Below are 21,405 nucleotides of genomic sequence, written 5' to 3'. Positions count from 1 at the left end.
GGCCCCGAGGGCGGCATGGAGCAGCGGATGATGCTGGGGCGGCCGGAGAGACGGGTCGGTGCGGTTTTCGTGCAGACGGGCGTAGTAGGTCCTTTGTTCGAGCAGGTAACGACGCAGGACGGTGCTGAGAAAGATCTGCACGACACCCTGGCCGTCGGGTTGGGCGGAGAGCAGAGGCTCGGCTTCAATTAGTTGTAAAAGCAATCGTCGGGGTATGCCGCAGGGCCGGTAGTAGGCTTTGGGATAATCCGGGCGGGATTTGGGGGAGGCATTGGCTGAGCTTCGCATGGTGATTAAGTGAGATGGTAGAAAAAGATAGGCCGGTCACTGCGAAGCTCAACTTTTGCACAAGGCATAGGAAGGACTAAGGACTTGCACCCTTTGCCGGCCAGACAATGGTTCTAATCCTTCCAAAGGAGGTTTGCCTAAAAAATGTAACAAAAGTTTACTTCGCGGTTCAAAGGTAGAAGGACGCCGGGAACGAAGCAAGGGAAGGGCGAAGGGAGTGCCATTTGGCAACTGGCCCGCTCCGTAAATTTTTCTTACGTGTCACTTTGACATTTAAAATGAAAGTGTCAATTTTACACCAGAAAAATCATAACCCATAGCAAAACCATGTCAACCATCACGCTGGGCGATCAGGAATTCTTCAAGGGGATCGGCGCCATCGGCTACGAAGGGCCCAAATCCAAAAATCCCTTAGCATTCAAGTGGTACAACCCGGACCTCGAAGTGGGCGGAAAAACCCTGCGGGATCAGCTCCGGTTCGGCATTGCCTACTGGCACTCGTTCTGTGGGACGGGGGGCGACCCCTTCGGCCCCGGCACGCGCGTGTTCCCCTGGGATCAGGACAACGACGCCAACGTGCGCGCCCGGCTAAAAATGGATGCGGCTTTTGAATTCATCACCAAGATCGGCGCGCCCTACTACTGCTTCCACGACATCGACCTCGTCGACGAAGGCGACTCCCTCGCCGAATACGAAAAACGGCTCCAGACTATCGTCGAATACGGCAAACAAAAGCAGCAGGCCAGCGGGGTGAAGCTGCTCTGGGGAACGGCCAACGTCTTCTCCAACCCTCGCTATATGAACGGCGCTTCGACCAACCCGGACTTCTCCGTGGTGGCCTACGCCGGTACGCAGGTCAAAAACGCCCTCGACGCCACCATCGCCCTCGGCGGTGAAAACTACGTGTTCTGGGGCGGCCGCGAAGGCTATATGTCGCTGCTGAACACCAACATGAAACGGGAAACCGAGCACCTCGCCCGCTTCCTGACGATGGCCCGCGACTACGCCCGCAAGCAGGGCTTCCGGGGCACGTTCTTCATCGAACCGAAGCCGATGGAGCCGACCAAACACCAGTACGACTACGACGCGGCCACGGTGATCGGCTTCCTGCGGCAGCATGGTCTGGACAAGGATTTTCAACTGAACGTCGAGGTCAACCATGCCACGCTGGCCGGCCATACCTTCGACCATGAACTTCAGGTGGCGGCCGACGCCGGCATGCTCGGCAGCATCGACGCCAACCGGGGCGACTACCAGAACGGCTGGGATACCGACCAGTTCCCGATCAACCTGTATGAACTCGTCGAAGCCGCCCTGGTGATTCTTCAGGCCGGCGGCATCCGGCCGGGCGGCATCAACTTCGACGCCAAGGTGCGCCGGAACTCGACCGACCTCGAAGACCTGTTCATCGCCCACATCAGCGGCATGGACGCCTTTGCGCGGGCCTTCATCGTGGCCGACGAAATTCTGCGCGATTCCGACTACCTCAAATTCCGGCAGGAGCGGTATGCGTCCTTCGACCAGGGACAGGGCAAGGCGTTCGAGGACGGGTCCCTGACGCTGGAAGACCTCCGCGCCTACGCGCTGGAAAACGGCGAACCGCAGCTGCGCAGCGGCCGGCAGGAATGGCTTGAAAGCATCATCAATCAGTATATCTGACACCGGCGTCACCGCCGTTAAAACCAGCCTCTCATGAAGTTCTTTATCGACACGGCCAACCTGGCCGAAATCCGGGAAGCCGCGGACCTCGGCGTTCTCGACGGCGTCACCACCAACCCCTCGCTGATGGCGAAGGAAGGCATCGCCGGGCATGACCGCATTCTGCAGCACTACGTCGACATCTGCAACATCGTCGACGGGCCCATTTCGGCGGAGGTGATCGCCACCGACTTCGACAACATCGTCCGGGAAGGCGAGGTTCTGGCCGAACTGCACCCGAACATCGTCGTGAAGGTGCCTATGATCCGCGACGGCATCAAGGCGATCAAGTATTTCACCGATAAAGGCATCCGGACCAACTGCACGCTGGTTTTCTCGGCAGGACAGGCGCTGCTGGCAGCCAAAGCCGGGGCCACGTTCGTGTCGCCCTTCGTGGGCCGGCTCGACGACATCGCCACCGACGGCCTCGAACTGATCGCCCAGATCCGGACGATTTATAACAACTACGGCTACCAGACGGAGATTCTGGCGGCCTCGGTGCGGCACCCGATGCACATCATTCGCTGCGCGGAGATCGGTGCCGACATCATGACCGGCCCGCTGAGCGCCATCACGGCCCTGCTCAAGCACCCGCTCACCGACATCGGACTGGAGAAATTCCTGGCCGACTACAAAAAGGTAAATACAGTCAATGCTTAAGTAAAATAGAGAAGTGTCGGGAAAAAGCACCGGAGCCTTTCCGGTGCTTTTCTTTTGGTCCGGACGCTCTATTCACTGCGCAGGCTTTTGACCGGGTTCATCAGGGCGGCTTTCACGCCCTGAAAACTGACCGTCAGCAGGGTCAGCAGAAGCGCGCCGAGACCGGCCACGGCGAAGATCCACCACGAGATAGGTGTGCGGTAGGTGTAGTTGCGGAGCCAGTTTTCGAGGAAGTACCAGGCCACGGGGGCGGCAATGGCGAAACCGGTCACCACCAGAATCACGAAATCGCGGGAGAGCAGGCGCCAGAGGCTGAACACCGAGGCTCCCAGCACTTTCCGGACGCCGATTTCCTTCGTCCGCTGTTCGGCCATGAAGGAGGCCAGCCCGAACAGCCCCAGGCAGCTGATGAAGATCGCCAGCACGGCGAAGCCGGAGGCCAGCTGACCGATCCGCCGTTCGTGGCTGAACTTTTTGGCGTATTCGTCGTCCACGAACTTGTATTCGAACGGAACCGCCGGATTGTATTTTCCGAACACCTCCGCCACCCGGTCGAGCGCTTCGCCTGCGGCAAGCCTGGGGGCCAGCCGGAGATTGATGACGCTGACGGAGCGGTAATCGAGGGTGAAAATCGAGGGCTTGACGGGTTCGAAAGGCGTTTCCTTGACGATGTCCCGGATGATGCCGATCACCCGGTATTCCTTCCCACCCGCCCGAATGACGGTGCCCAGCGGGCGGGTGAGTCCCATCAGCTTCACGGCGGCCTCGTTCAGCACCATCGCCGACGAGTCGGTGGTGAACCGGCGGGAAAAGTCGCGACCGGCCACCAGCTGCCAGCCGATGGTGGTCCCGAAATCGTGCGTTACCTTGTTGGCCATCAATAGCGGGTGCATCTCGGGCGTCTTACCGGGCCAGCCGACGTCCGTCGTCCCGCCGAAATCCTCCGTGATCGACCCCATCGATTCCGACATCCCGGCTACGGCCCCGGTGTTGAGCAGGTCGGCGCGGAGGGCGTCATAGTGACCGTACAGCTCGGGGGTGCTCATCCGCACTTCGATCAGGCCGTTGCGGCTGTAGCCGACCGGCCGGTTCCGGGCAAATTCGATCTGGCGCAATACGATGATCGTGCCGATGATGAGCGTCACCGAAACCGCAAACTGAAACACGACCAGCACCTGGCGCGGAACGGCCGCCCGTCGCCCTGCCCGGAACGTCCCCTTCAGCACGCGAACCGGCCGGAACGACGACAGGTACAGGGCCGGGTAACTGGCGGCAATCAGGCCGGTCAGAACGGTGAAGCTGAAACCCAGCGCCCAGAACCAGGGATTCTGCCACGGCATCCCGATCTTCTTATCCGCAATTTCGTTGAAAACCGGCAGCAGCAGCCGGACCAGCCCCAGTCCCAGCCCGAAAGCCAAACCCGTCACCAGCAGCGATTCGCTGACGAACTGGCCGATCAGCTGCCCGCGCAGCGACCCGACGGCCTTCCGGATGCCGACTTCCTTCGCCCGCTTTTCGGAGCGGGCGGTGCTGAGGTTCATGAAGTTGACGCAGGCCAGCAGCAGCACGAACCCGCCGATGACCCCAAACAGCCGGACGAACGTGATCAGCCCGCCGGTATTGACGCCATTTTTAAAATCGGAGTACAGGTGCCAGCGGTCCATCGGATGCAGAAAGAACTCCGGTTTGTAGGGGGGCGGATTGTCCCGCTTCATCCGAATATCGCGGATTTTTGCCGACACCGGCCCGAAACCGGACCCGACTTTCAACTGGACAAACACCCGGTACGAGTTTTCGTCCCACTGGTCCCGGGCGTTGCGGGCACCCTCGTTGGTCGCCAGCAAAAGATTCCAGGGCGCGAGGTAAAGAACATCCCGAAAGCTGCTGTTATCCGGAAAATCCTCGAACACGCCCGTGACCCGCACATCGGTGCGGTTGTTGAGCCGGATCAGCCGGTCGACGGGGTTCGCGGCTCCGAACAGCGCCCGGGCCGTCGATCGGGAGAGCAGAATGCTGTTGACGTCGTCGAGGGCGCGGGCGCTTCCGGCCGCCAGCCTCACGGACATCATCTTCAGGAAGTCCGGCTCGACGTAGCAGCCGGTTCGCGTGAAGCGGGTATCGCCCGAAGCCAGCACGGCGTCGCGGGCGAAGGTCGACAGGCTGACCGACTCGAAATCGGGGTATTTGCTGCGCAGTTCCCCCGCCAGCGGAACGGGTACCACTCCATAAGACGATTTCTCGATGTCGAACGTCACGAATTGCCAGACCTGGGCGATACGGGCGTGATTCTTCACAGACTGATCGAACGACAGTTCATCCCAGACCCAAAGCCCAATCATGATCGTGACGGCCATGCCCGTCGCCAGCCCGGCCGTGTTGATGAAGGAATAGACCTTATTTTTGGCGTATTGCCGCCAGGCGGTTTTAAAGTAGCTGCGTAGCATAACCGGATGCATGAAAAAGGGTGGAGAATCGTCGGTAGAAGCGGAGAACACCGGCCTGGTTATGGAAGCCTTCCGGCGCCAGAGCCGGGGGTGCAGGAGCCGCAACACGTCCAGCAGATACAAAAACCGGGCTTTCGGGTAGCCCACGCGGGCGGCCCGCCGGTGAAACAGTTCGGTCAGGTCACCTTCCAGTTCCTCTCTCAGGTGGGGAGCGGCCAGCCAGGTCAGCAGCCACGCGACCCGGCGGGGCGGTTGCGGAGTCGGTGTTCGTTTCGGTCTCATTGGCAGCCCTTCTGACAACGTTTAAATATCCTACTCAAATGCATAGCAAATCAGCGGCCATATTTTCAAAGCCGCGTTTCCGGCCGCAGGGACGCATTTTTTGTAAAAAACACAGAACGGTATTCGTCCGGTAGCGGACAGCTTTGTACGATTCAGGACAATGAAAAAGCCGGGGTACCCCGGCTTTTCGGATTGATAGTTAGAGCGGATCGGGGCCGGTCAGGGTGCCGGAACAAGCCGGTCGGGCGGCAGGGCCCGGGCCGAAAAACCGGGTCCGCTCCATTCCAGCCGGAGGCCTGGCATACCGCTGCTGCCGCGGGCGTACACCAGCCGGATCGGATGCCTGCCCTTCGCCAGAAGCACCCGGCCTGAAACGGCGCTGCCCGGTGCGTAATTTTTGCCGGTATGCAGCACGCAGGCATCGTGCAGCCGCAGAACGGCGCCCCGGTCGGTCTGAAGCGTGAAGGTATATTCGCCGGTTTCGGGTACGTCGATCAGCCCGCCGTATTCGATCACGATGTCGTGGTCGCGGGTCCGGACGCCGAGGTCCACGCCCGGGCTGACGCCCGTTTTGACCGGCGGCTGCGTCAGGGCCTCGACGGCCGGCGTCCAGGGTGTGCCGACCTCGAACACCCGGTACCGAAGGCCGGCCGACGCGGAGGCCGAAGCGGTTTCGAGGGCCGGTATGGGCGTCCGGTCGTAGGGCCGGGGAGCGTCGGCGTCCGGACGGCGCACCTGAAGCACCCGTTGTTTCATCCGTTTCTGAAGGGCGGTGAAGGCCGCACCGGTGCCGGCCAGGTCGTTCCGTTCTTTCGGGTCGGTGCGGGTGTCGTAGATGCGGAAATTGTCGTCGGCCGATTGGATATCGGTCCGGATGCCCTTGTAACCGTCGAGATAGATGACCTGCATTTCGCCGTGGGCCTGCCTGCGGTGCGAAGGCTCGAATTCCTCATATTCCGGCGTCTGGCCGTTCACCTGGTATTCGATGTAGACCGTTCCCGGCGGCTGTGTGCCCCGCCCGGTCAGCGTCGGCAGCAGGGAGACGCCGTCGGTTGTGGCCGGGGCCGGAATACCGGCCAGCCGGGCGAAGGTGGGCAGCCAGTCGTGGAAACCGCCCGGGGTATCGGACTCGCGCCCGGCCGGAATGCCGCCCGGCCAGCGTACCAGCGTCGGCACCCGGATGCCGCCTTCCCAGACGTCACGCTTGATGCCGTCCATGGCTCCGTAGCTGTCGAAGAAACTGGGTTCATACTCGCCGTAGCCGTAGGATTCGCGGTGGGGACCGTTGTCGGAAGTGAACACCACGAGGGTGTTGTCGTCGATGTTCAGGTCCCGTAGCAACAGCATCAGGTCACCGACGGCATCGTCGATCCGCCGGACCATACTGGCGAAGCGTTTCTGGTGATCGGGCCAGTTCCGGGCGGCATAGTCGGGGTGGAGGTAGGTGTCGATGGTGTCCGTGACGGTATTGACGAACCGGCCGGCTTCGCCTTTCCACTGCACCCCGCCCTTCAGACCCCCGCCCGCCGGGTAGGGCGAGGAGGCCACCTGCAGCCCGGCATGGGGCGTATCGTAGGCCAGATAGAGAAAAAACGGTTGTTCCGGCCGGGCCTGGTGCTGGTCGGTGATCCACCTTTTGGCGGCTGCCGTGAACAGGTCGGTGGTATACACACCCTTCAATTTTCGGGAAATTTCCGTGTGGTCTTCATACAGTTCCATCGGCGGGCGCATGGCGGCTTTATGGGCCGGGTAATGGTTATGCCCGTCGACGTGCCGGACATAGCCCAGAAAGTAGTCGAAGCCCCGTTTGGTGGGGTAGGCTTCCCAGGTTTCCGGGGTTTTGCCCTCCGTTCCCTGAAGCCCCCATTTACCGACGAGACCAGTCGCGTAACCGGCCTCCTTCAGCACTGACGCCAGCGTCGGCTCGTCGGCCAGCGCTTTGTCGAACTGGTTGTTGCGCACGTTGGCATGGCCCTGGTGCCGGCCGAGCATCAGCGATGCCCGCGAAGGCGCGCAGACCGGCGCCGGAACGTAATGGCGGGTAAGCCGGATGCCTTCACGAGCCATCTGGTCGAGGTGGGGAGTCCGGTGGAAGGGGAGGTGGGCCGCGGCCCGTTCGTTCTGGAACAGGATACCCAGATCACCGTAGCCGAGGTCGTCCGTCAGAATGAAAATGATATTCGGCTTTCCGGCGGAAGCTTTTCGCCCGGCAGACGGTTTGCGGCAGTCGGTCAGGCCGAAGAGCAGCAGTAAAACAAGAATCAGGGTAATCGGTCGGTTCATGGGTAATCGGTTTATTGTCAGGGCGCTTTCCGGGAGGGTCGAATTTTACTGCGGCTTTTGCCAGGGCACCGCGCCGGCCTTCCGGACGTGTTCCCGCAGCAGCGGAATCAGTTCCCGGATCACCGGCCCGTTGGCGGCTCGCACGTTACGGTCTTCGTGCGGGTCGTCGGCCAGGTGGTAGAGCGCATACGGCTCGAAGGGTGTATTCTGCATCAGCTTCCAGTCGCCTTTCCGCAGGGCGTAATAATCCTGCCCGTCGTAGGGCGACGATTCACGCCGGACCCAGATCAGTGTCCGGTCGAGGGTTTGGTTCTGCCCCCGCAGCGTCGGCAGTAGCGACACGCCGTCGATGTCGGCCGGAACGGGCAGCCCGGCGGCTTCGACGAGGGTGGCAAACCAGTCCATCGTCATCGTGCGCAGGGCGGTTTGGCTGCCCGGCCGGATCTGCCCCGCCCAGCCGGCGAAGGCCGGCACCCGGATACCGCCCTCGAACATATCCTGCTTACCGCCCCGCCAGGGGCCGTTCAGACTGCCTTCGTTGAGCGCCCCGCCGTTGTCGCTCGTAAAGACGACCAGCGTGCGGTCGGCCTGGCCGTTGGCACGCAGCGCCTGCATGACCCGTCCGATGCGGTCGTCGAGGTGTTCGATCAGAGCGACCAGTTTCGCCCGCTTTTCGGTGATGCCGGGCTGCCGCCGTTTCACTTTTTCCAGCCATTCGGCGGGCGGCTGCACGATGGAGTGCGGGGCGTTGTAGGCCAGATAGAGAAAGAACGGCGCTTTCTGCCCCTTTCGCGTCCGCAGGTAGTCGAGGGTCCAGTCGGTGAAGAGGTCGGTGGCATGAAGGGGCCGGTCGTCGGGTTTTTGGTTGAGCCGCATCCAGGGCTTTCCGTTGCGGAGATGGGTCTTGTAGTCGTCCATCATATCGTTCAGAAAGCCGTGAAAGTGGTCGAAACCCCGGTCATTGGGGCGGTTGGGCGCTTCCAGCCCGAGGTGCCACTTGCCGATCAGGGCGGTGTGATACCCGGCTTTTTTCAGCGTCTGGGGCAGCGTCCGGGCGCGGGGGTCGAGATAGCCCCAGCTGTCGGCGGGGTTGTCGCGGATGACGCCCGGCACGCCCACCAGATCCGGGTAGCGGCCGGTCAGGAGCGAGGCCCGGGTCGGGGAGCAGACCGTCGAGTTGGCGTAGGCGTTGCTGAACCGCAGGCCCGCCCGCATGAGCGAGTCGAGGTGCGGGGTCCGGCAGTCGGTGGCACCGTAGCCCGACAGGTCGCCGATGCCGAGGTCGTCGGTCAGGATAAAGAGGAGGTTGGGCCGGTCGGCTTTGGAGGACACCGGCGGAGTGGCCGAAAACGGTATGGCGGCCAGGCCGGGGAGCATCAAAACCGGAAAGAGTCGTTTCAGCAGGCTTTTCATCTCGAAAAGGTTAAGCAACCGGTTCAGTTATAGAAGAATACCGCCGAGGTTTTACAGGCCCGGTCGACCGTCAGCCGCACCCAGTGGGCCGAGTAACCGGCCGGAAATTCGTAATGCGAATAGCCTTTGGCCGGGACCGTCAGCCGGGTGTAGGAGTGCCACCGGCCCGTGCCCATAAAGTCCACTTCGACGGTGTAGGTCACGGGAGTCAGGGCGTCATGGCTCAGGTGCAGGCTTTTCTGGTCGAAACCGGTCATCAGGTAGGGGTCCGACGGCTGGTTGGGCCGCACGGCCGTTTCCCACCAGGGGCCGCCCCAGCCTTTGGGTTTGCCCATCTGCCAGAGTTCGTCCACGTTCCCGAACCACAGGCCCGACTGCGGCTGCCCCGTCGATCCGTCGACCTGATCACCCGCCAGGACGAGCAGGCCCCGCCAGTAGCAGAAATCCGGCACCATGCGCAGGTGGCTGGAGATGGGCCGGATCGCCAGGATGTTTCCGCCGTAGGTGATGGTGGGCAGTTCGTAGAAGATGCCGTGGACGTCCATCAGGTAGCGCTCCGTCTGGGCGTCGCGGATGCGCATCCACTCGGTGTTCCAGGCGTGGTCGTAGGCGTAGCTGGCTTTGGGCAGCCGGTAGGTTTTCCAGGTGCCTTTATGGAAAAACTTCAGGAGAACGGAGGCCTGGTCCCAGCCGAGGGCGTAGACGGCGTTTCCGTAATGTTCCGCCGACCAGTTTTTGCCCGCCACCTCCACATACGGGTTTTTGTCGAGGATGGTCCAGCGGGTGCCGTCCCATTCGGCCAGCCGCCCGGCCGCGCGTTTCCCCAGAAAATCGTCTTCGTAATAGGAGTTGTTGGCCACCACGACCCGGCCGCCCTGCGTGAAGGCGCTTTTGAAATGCACCTGGGCCGAGGCCGGGATGTCGAGTTCCTTTACCAGATCGAACAGCCGGCGGCACTGAAGGGAATAGACGTTGGTTTCGAACAGCAGGCCTTCCATGGTCAGGTAATAGACCAGCGAGTCGGGGCGGCTGAGGTGCTGCATGGTGGCCGCGAGCCGGTGGCCTTTCAGGGCGTCGATCAGCCGGACGCGCCCGAGCGTGTCGATGGCGTAGGGGCCGATCAGGGCCTGATTCGAGGGGTTATGAATCATCCGGTTCGCAAACGTGCCGGTATGGCTCAGCGGGTGTTTGCGCATCGTCATGTCGTCGCTGATCTCGTACAGCCCCACGCCCGAGCCCCGGATGTGGGCCACGTAGCCGACCGCCCAGAGCTTTCCGGCCCACGGCACCAGCGCCCCGATGCCGGCTTCGGTCCGGACGGTATGGTTACTGATGACCGCCATCTGCGGAAAAACGCCCTTCACCTGCACCGGCGGCTGGGCATAAGCCGCGACGGGGCCGGCCAGAAGGGCGACGGAAAGAAAAAACCGGCCTAGAATCGAAGCCGGAAGGGGAGCCGGAAAACGGGGCATAGGGGTTGGAAAAGTGCCTTGCGGAATACGGGCGCTAAAATATCCCTATTTCTTTACTTTCCGTCTATGGTTTGCCGAACCGATGCCCTCCCCGAGTTCAGCCCGGCGGACCGCTCGTCGAGTGAGGAAGACATCAAAACCCGGGAGAAGCGCATCAAGGACCTGCAGCGGGAACTGTACGAGGTCCGCCGGTACCTGGAGCTGAACCCGACGGAGGGCGTTAGTCTGCACGCCGGCATCCTGCTGGAGACACCGGCGGAGGTAACCGTCTGAGCGCGGCACTTTCCGAATATCTGTAGAAAACCCGGGGAAAACGCTTTGTAAAACCCGGGTTTTTCCCCTTTTGCCGGCTCGGAAATTTTTCTATACTTGTCTTGCTATCAGGCTGATAGTGCCAAACCTTTCTCCTTTCAGCCATGAACCCCGTCAAGAAGAAAAGCAGACCGAAACCCGGCGGCACCCCCGGTCCTGATTTCCGACAGCAGCTGTTCGGATGGATTTATACCGGCTTCAAGTATTTTCAGGCGGTTCTGACCGTCACGTCTCCGCTTATTGTCGCCCTCTTTCTGCTGGTAGCGGGCTATCTGGTGTTTTCCGGCTCCGACCAGTTCACCGACCTCCTCGTGGCGATGCTCAACGACTGGTGGTACACCTCGGCCATCCGACTCGACTCGGTCCGCTGGGCGGTTTTTGTTCGGGACGGCGCTTTCCTGATCGCCCTTTGTGTCTGGGCCTTTTCACTGGCTTTCGGAAGCCGGTGGGTGCTGCTGAAAACCAGAATCCGGTCCGTACCGCTGCGGGAGGAATACGAATACCTGCGTCCGTCGCTGGAAAAGTGGCAGAATTCGCTGCTGCGCTATGCCCCCCGTACGCTGGCGTTTCTGCCGTTCGGGATGGTGGCCTGGGCCTTTTTTCACACCAGCCAGATCACCCAATACCGACATCCCAACGTCTGGTACTGGATTCTGGTGCTTCTGGGGCTGGGGGCGGTAGTCTCGACGGTTCTTCTGACGCTGATCCACCAGCAGCTGATGAGCGACGGTGCGGGGAACCGGTCGGATTTCGGCAACGCCGTCACCAGCCGGAATGCCCACGGAATCAGTGAGTTTCCGATGTTTCGTCGCTGGATCGTCGGTCTGGCGGTTCTCAACCTGACGCTGACCTTCTTTTTCGGATTTGTGCATCGTCTGATCGAGGGGTTAAGCGGGGGTAATTATCCGACGCGGTTCGATCTGGCGACGACCGTCGGTTTCGGAACGATCTTTGTTTCGGCGCTGGCGGGATGGGGCTTCCTGCTCATGTGGTTCCGGTATCAGCTGCGCAGCCGGGCCATTCCGCTGCTGGGTTTCGTTGTCGTGTTCGCCCTTCTGGTGTATGCACTGGGAATCAACATCCGACGCCGGGAAATCCGCACTCTGCCGGAAGCCGGGCCGTTGACGCGCCCGAGCGACTCGACCTACGTGGATCGCTGGCTGATCGACCGGAGCCGGGATGCCGGACCGGACATTCCCGTTTTCATCGTGGCGGCCGAAGGAGGGGGGAGCCGGGCCGCCCAGTGGACTGCGGGCGTACTGGCCCGGCTCGATGCGGACCTGCCCGGTTTCCGGCGGCATCTGCTGGCTATTTCGGGCGTGTCGGGCGGTAGTGTGGGGGCCGGCTTTTACGCATCGTGGCTCTATAATTATCCGCAGCAGAAGAACATCCGCTCCGCCCTCGACTCCCTGACCTCCGCCGACTTTCTGTCCGGCCTGATCGGGGCCTTCTGTTATCCTGACCCCATCACGAGTTTCGTGCCCGGCCTGAACCAAAGCCCCCTGTTTGACCGGGCGCGGTGGCTGGAAGACCGTTTTGCCGATCACTTTTACTATAAAACGGGAAAGCTGACGCTCACCGAGGGCTTCACCCGCCTGGCGGCCGGGCACCCTGACCTGCCGCTGCTGCTGTTGAATTCGACGGTGGTCGAAACCGGCAAAAAAGCCATCCTTTCACCGATTGCGATGGATTCCAGCTTTTTCTACGGGAGCCGGGATGTGTTGGGCGAAGTCGGAAAGGACATTCCGTTGATGACGGCGATGAGTCTTTCGGCCCGTTTCCCGGTGGTTACCCCGGCCGGCACGGTCTACGGTCCCAACCGGGATCGATTGTCGTACCGGCTGGTCGACGGCGGCTATTTTGAAAACACCGGCATGCAGACGGCGTACCAGATGCTCCAGCTGGTGGTGAAAAGAAGGGAGATGCTGAATGGCCGGCTGAACGGGAAACAAGTTCGTCCCATGATCATCTTCATCGAAAACGGCGATAGCCGAACGGCGGATACGCTGCAGGCAACCACCGGATTTGCGCCCCTGGCGGCTTTTTACAAGGCCTGGGACAACCGGACGCCTTCACTGATCGGGGATATGAAGTATTTCATCCGGCAGTCGATTGCGCCGGACGGTTTTCAGGTGTTCCGGCTCACGCGGCCTGATGCCCGGGTCATTCCGCTGGGCTGGTATTTGTCGGAAACCGCCCGCCAGGCCATCAACGATCAGGTTCAGGCCATACACCGCGATACGTCCTATACCAACCTTCGAAAAGCCCTGGGGCTGATTCCGCAGTCCGTCCGGAAAAGCAAAGAACCTGAGAAACGAATAACGGAGCAGATTACGTATTAAAAAGCCGTCCGCTAACGATCCTCTTCCGGTTCTCCGGCCTGTACGTTCAGTTGTTTCAACTCCTCCAGGTCACGCTGGAGCCCGGCCTGCGCTGAACTCCGGAACAGCCCCAGCCGGACGGCCGCCCAGTACAGCAGCACGTTCAGCAGGATATGCGCCAGCGCAATCAGCACGCCGGTAACCGGCCCGGAAGCATGAATATGTTTCGGCAGGAACGATACCGGAAAAAAGAAGCCCGACAAAAGCACGGGCACGGCGACCTGGTGCACCAGGGCCTGCGAGCGGGCATAATTGGCGATCACTTTGTGCAGCGAGAGGGTCAGGCTATCGCCGGGGACAGGAGAGCTCACGGCCCGATAGCCCTTCAGGAGTACAACCAGAAAGACCAGGGTCCAGCCCATGATCAGAATACTGGGAAGGAATTGAATCCGGTACTGAAAATCGAAGGGGTTACCCGCCAGGACGGCCCCGTAGAACAGCAGAATGAGGAGGCTCAGCAAGCCGGTGATCCGGTATTCGCGCCGGATCCGGGCAATCCGTGACCGGGAACGCTCCCGGATCAGGCGGTGGAGGGCTTTTTCACTCAGCGCCGGGGTTTCCTGCAGGTGGCGGTCATAGTCCTGCCAGGCCGTTTTTAAGCTGTCAATCCCCATAGTTACTGATCTGGATAATGGTTTTCAATTTGCTCTTGATCCGGTTGATCTTTACGCCCACGTTCGACAGGCGAATGCCGGCGATCTCGGCAATCTCCGCATACGACCGCTCGTCCAGATACAGGAGAATAAGCGCCTTTTCGATGGCATTGAGGCCTTCGATGGCTTCGCGCAGCAGGATGGCCCGATCATTGGCCCCATCGTCGTAGCCCGTGTCGGGCAGCTGGAGGTCGGAGGCCGTCAGTGCTCTTTTTTTCCCTTCCTTCCCCCGCTTTCGGAAATTGCTGATGGCGGTATTCAGCGCCACGCGGTAGATCCAGGTCGAGGGAGATGATTCGCTGCGGAAGGAGGGAAAGGCTCGCCACAGTTGAAGCACCATCTCTTGGAACAGATCGCGACGATCCTCGGCGGTATCCAGATACAGGCCACAAACCTTGTAGAGGATGCCGCGGTGGGCATTGAGCAGAGCAAGAAAATCTTCTTCCACCTTGAACAGGAATGTGCAGACAGGAATTTACCGGGACTTCAGGCTACGTAAAGTGGCGTTTATCCGGGAAATACTATCGACCAGAGCCTGATTTCGGCGTTCGATCCGGTCAAGGCGTTCGATGACCTGATCGATCCGGATGGACATCCTTCCTTCGGGGGAAGACGGTTTGTCGCAAGCGACGAGGAGGAGGCTGCAGAGGAGCAGTAGGGCTTTCATGGATTTTTAACAGTGAGTCGCGGGAGAGGGGCAAAAACTTACAGAGAGAGAAAATAAAGTCAAGCCACCCTCCACCCTGTAGCGGGCGAATTCGGTATCCGACTCCGGAATGCGCTCAAAGACCGGTCGCAGCGGTAACTCACCGGGCCGCCGGGACTCCGTTCATGTTCACCCCCATCGTGGCCCGGACGTGCCGATGTTCCGGGCGCCTTCCGCCCGACTGAAATTTACCGGACATAGGAAAACCGGCCATCGGAATGGCCGGTTTTCCCGGTAAGCGGATCGGCATGGGTTACTTCAGCGAAACGACCTTGTAAAAGGCGGGTTTCGGCTGGTTCTTCCTGTCAAATAGTAATGGATAATTGGTTCTCCCCCGAACCGGCCAGTTGTTCAGCCAGCTTAACCCGTCATTGACGCCCCAGAAGGTAACGCGGGTGATTTTATCTTTATGCTTCAGGAATAGCCGGAATAAAGCCTGATAGTCGGCGGCCAGTTGCTGCTGAACCGCGTCCGGCAAGCCGTCGGGATACGGGTTCGACTCCGCGTTGGCGGCCATCTGCCGGCTCACCTCCGCGCCCTGGAAATTGCGGGGCAGAACCTCGATGTCCAGTTCCGTAATCATGACTTTCAGGCCCAGAGCCGCGTACTGAAGGATGCTTTCCTCAATGTCTTTCAGGGGAACCCGACCCACGTGCCAGTGGCCCTGAATGCCGACGCCGTCGATCCGAACCCCGGCCGCCTGAATCTTTTTCACGAGTGCAATACAGCCGGCTCGCTTGGCGGGTTGTTCGTTGTTGTAATCGTTGTAGTAAAGTTCCGTATTGGGGGCGGCCTGCTGCGTCAGACGAAAGGCTTCCGTGACGTAGTCTTCCCCGAGGTGCTGCAGAAACACGGTTTTCCGCATCGTACCGTCTTCATTGAGGGCTTCGTTGACGACGTCCCACGAAAAGACTTTTCCGGCGTAGCGTCCGGCCACGGTTTTGATGTGATTCGTGAAAAAGGCCCGGACGGAATCCCGGCTTTGAATGCCCCGGACAAAGGGCGGCAACTGACTATGCCAGATGAGGGTGTGCCCGTTGATTCTGATGTTATGCTTTTTGCCGAACTCGACCAGTTTATCCGCCGGTTCAAAAGCATAGGTATCCCATTTCGGATGGATCAGCCCCGACTTCATGATGTTTTCGGGCGTAGCCATATTGAACTGGCGCACGATGAAGGCGGTCATCTGGGGGTCTTTTTCTTCAATCTGGGCCATATTCAGCGCCGTACCGATTCCGAAGTCATTCCGGAACGTGTCTTTTAACGAAGGAATTTCCTGCCCGAAGGCGGTATCGGGGAGCAGGGAAAGGCCGGTCAGGAAAAGCGCGGCCATCCCGGTGATCGCGGCCTGTTTTTTCGGAAACATCTTTGTCAGGGATTAGGGTCAGGTAGTTGGAATGCGTTCTATTTAAACAGCAACTGGCTGAACATCAACAGATCATGCCGCCAGACCGGCCAGGTGTGCCCACCTGCGAATTCGCTGTACTGGTATTTGATGCCCATCTCATCGAACTTCTTCATCATCACCTGGCAGTTCTGGTGGGCGATGTCTTCCTTCCCGCCCATCGAAATCCAGAGGTGTTTCAGGTTGCCGTTGATGGTGGCCGCGTTGGTTTTCATAAACTCATACTGCGGGTCGGAAAGTTTGGGGTTATTGGCAAACCAGCCCGAGCTGAATACGCCGAGGGACGAAAACAGCCCGGTGTTCCGGATGCCGGCATGGAGGGTCTGTAAACCACCCATCGACAGGCCGGCCAGCGCCCGGTTTTTGGCATCGGTTTCCACCCGGAACTGACTTTCGACGAAGGGGATGGCGCCCTGTTTGAGTTCATTCTCGAAGGCCCGCAGGGCGTTCTCGCTGAAGCCGGCCGGGCCGCCGGTATTGCCCATGTTGCCGTCGAGCATGACCACCAGCATGGGCCTGGCTTTCCGTTCGGCGATCAGGTTGTCCAGGATCAGGTCGGTGCGGCCCTGCGTAGCCCATCCGCGCTGGTCTTCGCCACCGCCGTGGAGCAGATACAGCACCGGATATTTTTCGCCGGACTGGTCGTACCCCGGGGGAGTATAAACGTACATTTCCCGCCAGGTGTTGGTGGCTTTGGAGAGATAGCGTTTGATGCGGATGTCGCCGTGGGGGACGTCCTTCAGCGCGTAATAGCCGCCGTCCCGGTCCGGAATCTCAATGCCGCTGGCCATCCGGCCCATTCCGTAGAAGGTCTCGCTGGCCGGGTCCGCGACGGGCAGGCCGTCGATGAGCAGGGAGTAATAATGAAACCCGCGACTGACGGAATCGGTCGTGACGGTCCAGAAGCCGGCGGTATCCTTCACCATGTCATATTTTTTTCCCAGGTCGATCTGCACCTTTCGGGCATCGGGCGCCTTCGTCCGGAATACGACGCGGTTGTCGGGCAGAATCTGCGGGTATTTCGCCGAACGCACGTTGGTGGCCGCCGGAGTTCCCAGCACGGTGTATTTTGGAAACGAGGCCTGATCGACCGGTTTGAACAGGAACTGGGAGAACATATACAGGCCGTTTTTCCAGACCTTGAAATCGTGGCCGCCCGGTTCGATGTAATAGATATGGGGCACCTGGTGTTCGTATAGATAGTCGTGGGTCCGCTTGCTGAACGAGATCAGGCCGTCGGCGTCCCCGCAGGAGATCCAGAGCAGTTTCAGGTTTTTCTTCGCTTCTTCGGGCCTGGGCACCAGCTCTTCCGGGCGCTTCGTGTTGGGCGCCGACGAAAAGCCGCCTACCCAGGCAAACTTCTCCGGATGGCCGAGGCCGAAATTCAGCGACTGTCCACCGCCCATCGACAGCCCGGCGATGGCCCGGTGTTCGCGGTCGGTCAGGGTCGGGTACTTCTTCTCGACGAACGGGATGAGGTCGTTGAGCAGGTCTTTTTCAAAGGTAGCGAAAGCCTCCACCTTCTCCCGGTCGAAGACGTTGCCCACGGCGCGGTCGTCCTTCATGGCCCGGCCGTTGGGCATCACCACGATCATCGGCTCCAGCTTTTTGTCGGCATACAGGTTGTCGAGAATCACCTGCGGGCTGCCGCCTTTCAGCCATTCCTTTTCGTCGCCCCCGATTCCGTGCAGCAGATATAATACCGGGTATTTTTTCTTCCGGGAGAAGCCCGGTGGCGTGTAGACCAGCGCTTTCCGTCTCGTGCCGACGGTTTTGGAATCATACAGGACGGTATCGAGTTTGCCGGCGGCAATCCCGCTCCGCACCTGGTCGAAGCCCTTCGGCGCTTCCCGATCGGCCGGCTGGGCGAAGGCGGCCGGGCAAATTGCCAGTGCAACCGCCACGGCCGTCCACCCCGTTTTTACTAAAAGCATCGTTTTCATGGTATAGGTAAGTAGTTAGGAGCCAACCCGTTGGCGTTCCGGAAACCGGCATCAATTTTTGAATAGCAGCGGAGCCAGTTCGCGCAAACTGCGACGCCAGGTCAGGAACTCGTGGGCGGTATTTTCCGAGATGTAGGAAACGGCATTGTAACCGGCTCCTTTCAGGGCGGCTGCCGCGTTTTTTACGTTGTCGGGCCGTTCCTTGCTGCCGCAGCTCAGGAAGATCAGTTTCGCCTTTGCCTTATCCTTCAGGTCTTCGGGCGAATAGACTCCACCGCTGAGCAGGCCGTAATAGCCAAACAGATCGGGTTTATTGAGCGTAATCAGGCGCGTTTCCATACCGCCCATCGAGAGCCCGGCCATGGCCCGGTTCTCCCGGTTGGCCAGGGTGCGGAAATGGGCGTCGACGTAGGGAATCAGCTCGTCGGTCAGGACCGTCTGGAACGGCTCGATCTTAAACTCCCGGATCTTCCCCCACTTCACTTCGTTGGTCATTCCGTAGGTCATCACGATGATGAACGGGTTGACTTTCCCTTCGGCGATCAGGTTGTCCATGATCAGGTTGGCGCGCCCCTGGTTGCTCCAGGCCGTTTCGTCCTCGCCCCAGCCGTGCTGCAGGTACAGCACCGGATATTTTTTTGCCGGGTCCCGGTCGTAGCCGGGCGGGGTGTATACAAAGGCCCGGCGGGCCGTGCCGGTGCTTTTCGAGGGAAAAAGAACCTGCTCCACCTTCCCGTGAGGGACCTCCTTCAGAGCATAAAAATCCTGATCGTGGGCGGGAACCTCGATACCGCTTTCCCAGCGAACGGAGCCGTAGTAGTTCAGGGTGCCGGGGTCGTTGAAAGTGCCGCCGTCGACCGTCAGGTGGTAATAATGAAAGCCTTCGTCCATGGGCCCTTCGGTGGTGCCGGTCCAGAAGCCGTCCTCCCCTCTGGTGAGCTTCGTGCCTCCTCTGCCGCCGAGGCCCAGGCTCACCTTCACACTGTCGGCGAGGGGCGCCTTGACCCGGAACCGGACGTAGCCCTGCGAGTTGACCTGCGGGTATTCCTGCCCCGGCTGGTTCAGGACGGAGGGTTTGAAATCTTCCCGAACGGAAGATGAACCGGTCTGCGCGGCACTGCCTGCCGCGGCTGCCGCGACGAGGGCCAGTGCCAGTAAGGTGTTGCGAATCATGGGATGAGGAATTTAGGAATGGATGTTATTGAAAAATCTCCTGGAGGGTGGTCGCCAGGTATTGCTTACAGTTCATCCAGGTATGGCCGCCCGGAACGATGTAGCTCTTTACCGGCAGCTTCTTCTCCTGGAACATGGCAATGTTCTGCTTCACCGGCTCAAACAGAAAGTCTTCCGTTCCGACGCTAATGGTGAACAGCTTCAGCTGTTTGTTCAGCCTGCCCGCGTCCGGCGACCAGTCGGTGAAGTTCTTCCTGAACTCGTCGGTCGCCGTGAAGGGCGCATACGAGCATACGTAGGCGAACTTGTCGGGGTGGGTCAGGCCGATGTTCAGCGTCTGCCCACCCCCGACCGAAAACCCGGCGACCGCCCGGCCCCGGCTTTCCTTCAGAACCGGGTAACTGGATTCGATGAACGGCACGATGTCGTTCACCATGTCCTTCGTAAAATCGGGCATAGGGGCCGGGCGCACGTTGCCGTAGGGCATGACGATGATCATCGGTTTCGCCTTTTTCTCCGCAATCAGGTTGTCGGCGATCAGGTGGGCACGGCCTACTTTGGTCCAGGTTTCTTCCGTATCGGAGCCGCCGTGAATCAGGTACAGCACCGGGTACCGGGTTTTGCCGTTCGGATCGAATCCCGGCGGAGTGTAGACGAGCAGGGGGCGCGTGGTCCCCAGCGTACCGGATTTGTAATACCGGTAGCTGATTTTGCCGTGCGGTACGTTCCGGAGCGAATGTACCAGCGGCCGGTCGCCGGGCACATCGACGATGCTGCGTTTGAAGCGTTCGTTGGCGAATATGTAGGTATTGCTGGGGTCGGCGATCTGGACGCTGTCCACCCGGAAGCTGTAGGGGTAGATGTCCGGTTTGACGGGCGGCACGGTCACGCTCCAGACGCCCGCCGTGTCTCTGGTCATCGCCACGGGCGCTTTCAGGAACTCCCCGCTCAGGGTGACCCGGCCGGCTTTCTTCGAAAAATACCGGAAGGTGATGCTGTGATCCGGATGGACCTCGGGCGAACTGATGGCCGGCGGCCGTGGCTGCGCCCGGGCGGAAAAGGACGCGGTCATCCCGACGATAAGGAGGTATACAAGGCATTTCATGGGTGAAGGCGTTTAGGGTTGGAACAGGAGGGGGGCGGTTTCGGCCACGTATTTTTTGACGTTCATCCAGGTGTGGCCGCCGTCGGTAATCCGGCTTTTGAACTGCACCTTTTTGTCCTTCAGGTAATCCATGAACTCGACGGTGCCCTTGTAGAGAAAATCATCGCTACCCACACTCACCCACAGCAGTTTCAGCTGGCGGTTGGTCTGGTCGGGGTTTCCGCCGATCTGCGGGAAGCTGCGGTCCATTTCCTGGGGCGACAGGTAGGAGCTGTAGCTGCACACCCAGGCAAATTTGTCCAGGTTCCCGAAGGCCGTCCGCAGGGTCTGCCCACCCCCACGCGAAAAGCCCCCGATGGCCCGGTTCTCGCGGCCGGGAACCGTCCGGTAACTCTTTTCGATGTAGGGAATCACGTTGGTGACCAGGTCGGTTTCAAAATCTTTCGCCCGTTTCACCGCATCGGCCCCGTCGCGGACGGTCGGGTCGGCGGGTTTGGAACCGCCTTTCTGCTCGGCCACCCGGGCCGCCATATTGCCGTAGGGCATCACGATGATCATGTGTCTCGCCCGGCCTTCCGCGATCAGGTTATCCAGAATCAGGTTGGTTTTCCCGACTTTGAAAAAGGTTTCCTCCGTATCGGTCGTGCCGCTGATGAGGTAAAAAACCGGGTACTTTCTGGAGGGAAACTGGTCGTAACCCGGGGGCGTATAGACCACCAGCGAACCCGTCGTTCCCTCGATCGAGGGGTAATATTCATAGTGAACGGCGCCGTGCGGCACGTCGCGCATGGCATGGATCAGGGGTGTATCACCGGGGACGTCGACGAGGCTGGCCTTGAAGCGTTCGTTGGGAAAGAAGGCCACGTTGGCCGGGTCCATCACCGTAACGCCGTCGACCTGAAAGCTGTAGGGGTAGATATCCGGTTTTACCGGCCCCACCGTGACGCTCCAGATTCCCTGGGCATCTCTGGTCATCGCCACCGGCGCTTTCTCGAACTGCGCGCTCAGCTTTACCTCACCGGCCGAAGGGGCCAGATACCGGAACGTAACGGTCTTATCGGGGTTCACTTGGGGCGATACCACCAGCGGGCCGCGGGGCGGCTGGGCCAGGATCGGACCGCTCAGGGCCAGAAGCAGCCAGACCCACTGAAAGCGGAAGAAGGATTTGGACATCATCTTTTATGATT

General features: G+C 60.3%; 18 protein-coding genes. 4 read left to right on the top strand and 14 right to left on the bottom strand.

The window, feature by feature from the left end; translation table 11 throughout:
- The coding region (locus DX909_RS28325) for a hypothetical protein (RefSeq protein ID WP_164851443.1) at positions 1-288 on the bottom strand (288 nt) is incomplete at its 3' end.
- Positions 289-615: 327 nt separating this feature from the next.
- Here DX909_RS28325 and xylA point away from each other — a divergent pair.
- Both xylA and fsa read left to right on the top strand, forming a co-directional pair.
- Positions 616-1,947 (top strand): xylose isomerase, encoded by a 1,332-nt coding sequence (gene xylA, locus DX909_RS28320; protein ID WP_128548625.1) that lies wholly within the window; start codon positions 616-618, stop codon positions 1,945-1,947.
- 33 nt (positions 1,948-1,980) lie between these two features.
- Positions 1,981-2,646 carry a fructose-6-phosphate aldolase gene (gene fsa, locus DX909_RS28315; RefSeq protein ID WP_128548624.1) on the top strand — a complete coding sequence of 222 codons (666 nt, stop codon included), beginning with the start codon at positions 1,981-1,983 and terminating at the stop codon, positions 2,644-2,646.
- A 68-nt stretch (positions 2,647-2,714) separates the two neighbouring features.
- On the opposite strand, the gene DX909_RS28310 is transcribed toward fsa, so the two are convergent.
- From DX909_RS28310 to DX909_RS28295, 4 genes are all read right to left on the bottom strand, one after another.
- Complete coding sequence (locus DX909_RS28310) at positions 2,715-5,372, bottom strand: ABC transporter permease (protein ID WP_164851442.1); 2,658 nt, start codon at positions 5,370-5,372, stop codon at positions 2,715-2,717.
- A 219-nt stretch (positions 5,373-5,591) separates the two neighbouring features.
- Complete coding sequence (locus tag DX909_RS28305) at positions 5,592-7,655, bottom strand: sulfatase-like hydrolase/transferase (RefSeq protein ID WP_128548623.1); 2,064 nt, start codon at positions 7,653-7,655, stop codon at positions 5,592-5,594.
- A gap of 45 nt (positions 7,656-7,700) precedes the next feature.
- The gene (locus tag DX909_RS28300) at positions 7,701-9,068 is read right to left on the bottom strand and encodes a sulfatase family protein (protein ID WP_128548622.1); all 1,368 of its coding nucleotides are present in this window, start codon (positions 9,066-9,068) and stop codon (positions 7,701-7,703) included.
- Positions 9,069-9,091: 23 nt separating this feature from the next.
- Complete coding sequence (locus DX909_RS28295; protein WP_206513073.1) at positions 9,092-10,540, bottom strand: hypothetical protein; 1,449 nt, start codon at positions 10,538-10,540, stop codon at positions 9,092-9,094.
- Between the two features lie 66 nt (positions 10,541-10,606).
- On the opposite strand from DX909_RS28295, the gene DX909_RS28290 reads away from it, so the two are divergent.
- Both DX909_RS28290 and DX909_RS28285 read left to right on the top strand, forming a co-directional pair.
- Positions 10,607-10,813, top strand: coding sequence for a hypothetical protein (locus DX909_RS28290; RefSeq protein ID WP_128548621.1), 207 nt, complete (start codon positions 10,607-10,609; stop codon positions 10,811-10,813).
- 143 nt (positions 10,814-10,956) lie between these two features.
- Positions 10,957-13,194 (top strand): patatin-like phospholipase family protein, encoded by a 2,238-nt coding sequence (locus DX909_RS28285; RefSeq protein WP_128548620.1) that lies wholly within the window; start codon positions 10,957-10,959, stop codon positions 13,192-13,194.
- An 11-nt stretch (positions 13,195-13,205) separates the two neighbouring features.
- Here the strand turns inward: DX909_RS28285 and DX909_RS28280 are convergent, their stop codons facing one another.
- From DX909_RS28280 to DX909_RS28245, 9 genes are all read right to left on the bottom strand, one after another.
- Positions 13,206-13,847, bottom strand: coding sequence for a hypothetical protein (locus DX909_RS28280; protein ID WP_128548619.1), 642 nt, complete (start codon positions 13,845-13,847; stop codon positions 13,206-13,208).
- Positions 13,837-14,334, bottom strand: coding sequence for an RNA polymerase sigma factor (locus DX909_RS28275; RefSeq protein WP_128548618.1), 498 nt, complete (start codon positions 14,332-14,334; stop codon positions 13,837-13,839). The genes DX909_RS28280 and DX909_RS28275 overlap by 11 nt, the downstream gene beginning before the upstream one ends.
- A gap of 27 nt (positions 14,335-14,361) precedes the next feature.
- Positions 14,362-14,553, bottom strand: a complete 192-nt coding sequence (locus DX909_RS28270; RefSeq protein ID WP_128548617.1) for a hypothetical protein — start codon at positions 14,551-14,553, stop codon at positions 14,362-14,364.
- A gap of 139 nt (positions 14,554-14,692) precedes the next feature.
- On the bottom strand, positions 14,693-14,842 hold the full coding sequence (locus DX909_RS29700) for a hypothetical protein (protein WP_164851441.1): 150 nt from the start codon (positions 14,840-14,842) through the stop codon (positions 14,693-14,695).
- A 3-nt stretch (positions 14,843-14,845) separates the two neighbouring features.
- Positions 14,846-15,925: an endo-1,4-beta-xylanase gene (locus DX909_RS28265; protein WP_229311235.1), complete on the bottom strand. Its 1,080-nt coding sequence runs from the start codon at positions 15,923-15,925 to the stop codon at positions 14,846-14,848.
- Positions 15,926-15,996: 71 nt separating this feature from the next.
- The gene (locus tag DX909_RS28260) at positions 15,997-17,931 is read right to left on the bottom strand and encodes an alpha/beta hydrolase-fold protein (protein ID WP_128548627.1); all 1,935 of its coding nucleotides are present in this window, start codon (positions 17,929-17,931) and stop codon (positions 15,997-15,999) included.
- A 60-nt stretch (positions 17,932-17,991) separates the two neighbouring features.
- Positions 17,992-19,113, bottom strand: a complete 1,122-nt coding sequence (locus tag DX909_RS28255) for an alpha/beta hydrolase-fold protein (protein WP_128548615.1) — start codon at positions 19,111-19,113, stop codon at positions 17,992-17,994.
- A 25-nt stretch (positions 19,114-19,138) separates the two neighbouring features.
- Entirely contained in the window at positions 19,139-20,218 is a 1,080-nt protein-coding gene (locus DX909_RS28250; RefSeq protein ID WP_128548614.1) for an alpha/beta hydrolase, read from the bottom strand.
- Between the two features lie 12 nt (positions 20,219-20,230).
- Positions 20,231-21,394, bottom strand: coding sequence for an alpha/beta hydrolase (locus DX909_RS28245; RefSeq protein WP_128548613.1), 1,164 nt, complete (start codon positions 21,392-21,394; stop codon positions 20,231-20,233).
- Between the last annotated feature and the right edge of the window lie 11 nt (positions 21,395-21,405).

Source organism: Larkinella soli (assembly GCF_003703975.1).
Lineage (GTDB): Bacteria > Bacteroidota > Bacteroidia > Cytophagales > Spirosomataceae > Larkinella > Larkinella soli.
The sequence above is the reverse complement of the archived record's forward strand: the minus strand, read 5'-3'. Positions and strand labels throughout refer to the sequence as shown.

What these genes read in the sequence shown, in the direction of transcription:
- xylA (WP_128548625.1), top strand. Translation starts at nt 616, where the DNA reads ATGTCAACCATCACGCTGGGCGATCAGGAATTCTTCAAGGGGATCGGC.
- DX909_RS28300 (WP_128548622.1), bottom strand. Translation starts at nt 9,068, where the DNA reads ATGAAAAGCCTGCTGAAACGACTCTTTCCGGTTTTGATGCTCCCCGGC.
- DX909_RS28270 (WP_128548617.1), bottom strand. Translation starts at nt 14,553, where the DNA reads ATGAAAGCCCTACTGCTCCTCTGCAGCCTCCTCCTCGTCGCTTGCGAC.
- DX909_RS28290 (WP_128548621.1), top strand. Translation starts at nt 10,607, where the DNA reads ATGGTTTGCCGAACCGATGCCCTCCCCGAGTTCAGCCCGGCGGACCGC.
- DX909_RS28265 (WP_229311235.1), bottom strand. Translation starts at nt 15,925, where the DNA reads ATGGCCGCGCTTTTCCTGACCGGCCTTTCCCTGCTCCCCGATACCGCC.
- DX909_RS28250 (WP_128548614.1), bottom strand. Translation starts at nt 20,218, where the DNA reads ATGAAATGCCTTGTATACCTCCTTATCGTCGGGATGACCGCGTCCTTT.
- DX909_RS28245 (WP_128548613.1), bottom strand. Translation starts at nt 21,394, where the DNA reads ATGATGTCCAAATCCTTCTTCCGCTTTCAGTGGGTCTGGCTGCTTCTG.
- DX909_RS28310 (WP_164851442.1), bottom strand. Translation starts at nt 5,372, where the DNA reads ATGAGACCGAAACGAACACCGACTCCGCAACCGCCCCGCCGGGTCGCG.
- DX909_RS28255 (WP_128548615.1), bottom strand. Translation starts at nt 19,113, where the DNA reads ATGATTCGCAACACCTTACTGGCACTGGCCCTCGTCGCGGCAGCCGCG.
- DX909_RS29700 (WP_164851441.1), bottom strand. Translation starts at nt 14,842, where the DNA reads ATGCCGATCCGCTTACCGGGAAAACCGGCCATTCCGATGGCCGGTTTT.
- DX909_RS28260 (WP_128548627.1), bottom strand. Translation starts at nt 17,931, where the DNA reads ATGCTTTTAGTAAAAACGGGGTGGACGGCCGTGGCGGTTGCACTGGCA.
- fsa (WP_128548624.1), top strand. Translation starts at nt 1,981, where the DNA reads ATGAAGTTCTTTATCGACACGGCCAACCTGGCCGAAATCCGGGAAGCC.
- DX909_RS28305 (WP_128548623.1), bottom strand. Translation starts at nt 7,655, where the DNA reads ATGAACCGACCGATTACCCTGATTCTTGTTTTACTGCTGCTCTTCGGC.
- DX909_RS28280 (WP_128548619.1), bottom strand. Translation starts at nt 13,847, where the DNA reads ATGGGGATTGACAGCTTAAAAACGGCCTGGCAGGACTATGACCGCCAC.
- DX909_RS28295 (WP_206513073.1), bottom strand. Translation starts at nt 10,540, where the DNA reads ATGCCCCGTTTTCCGGCTCCCCTTCCGGCTTCGATTCTAGGCCGGTTT.
- DX909_RS28285 (WP_128548620.1), top strand. Translation starts at nt 10,957, where the DNA reads ATGAACCCCGTCAAGAAGAAAAGCAGACCGAAACCCGGCGGCACCCCC.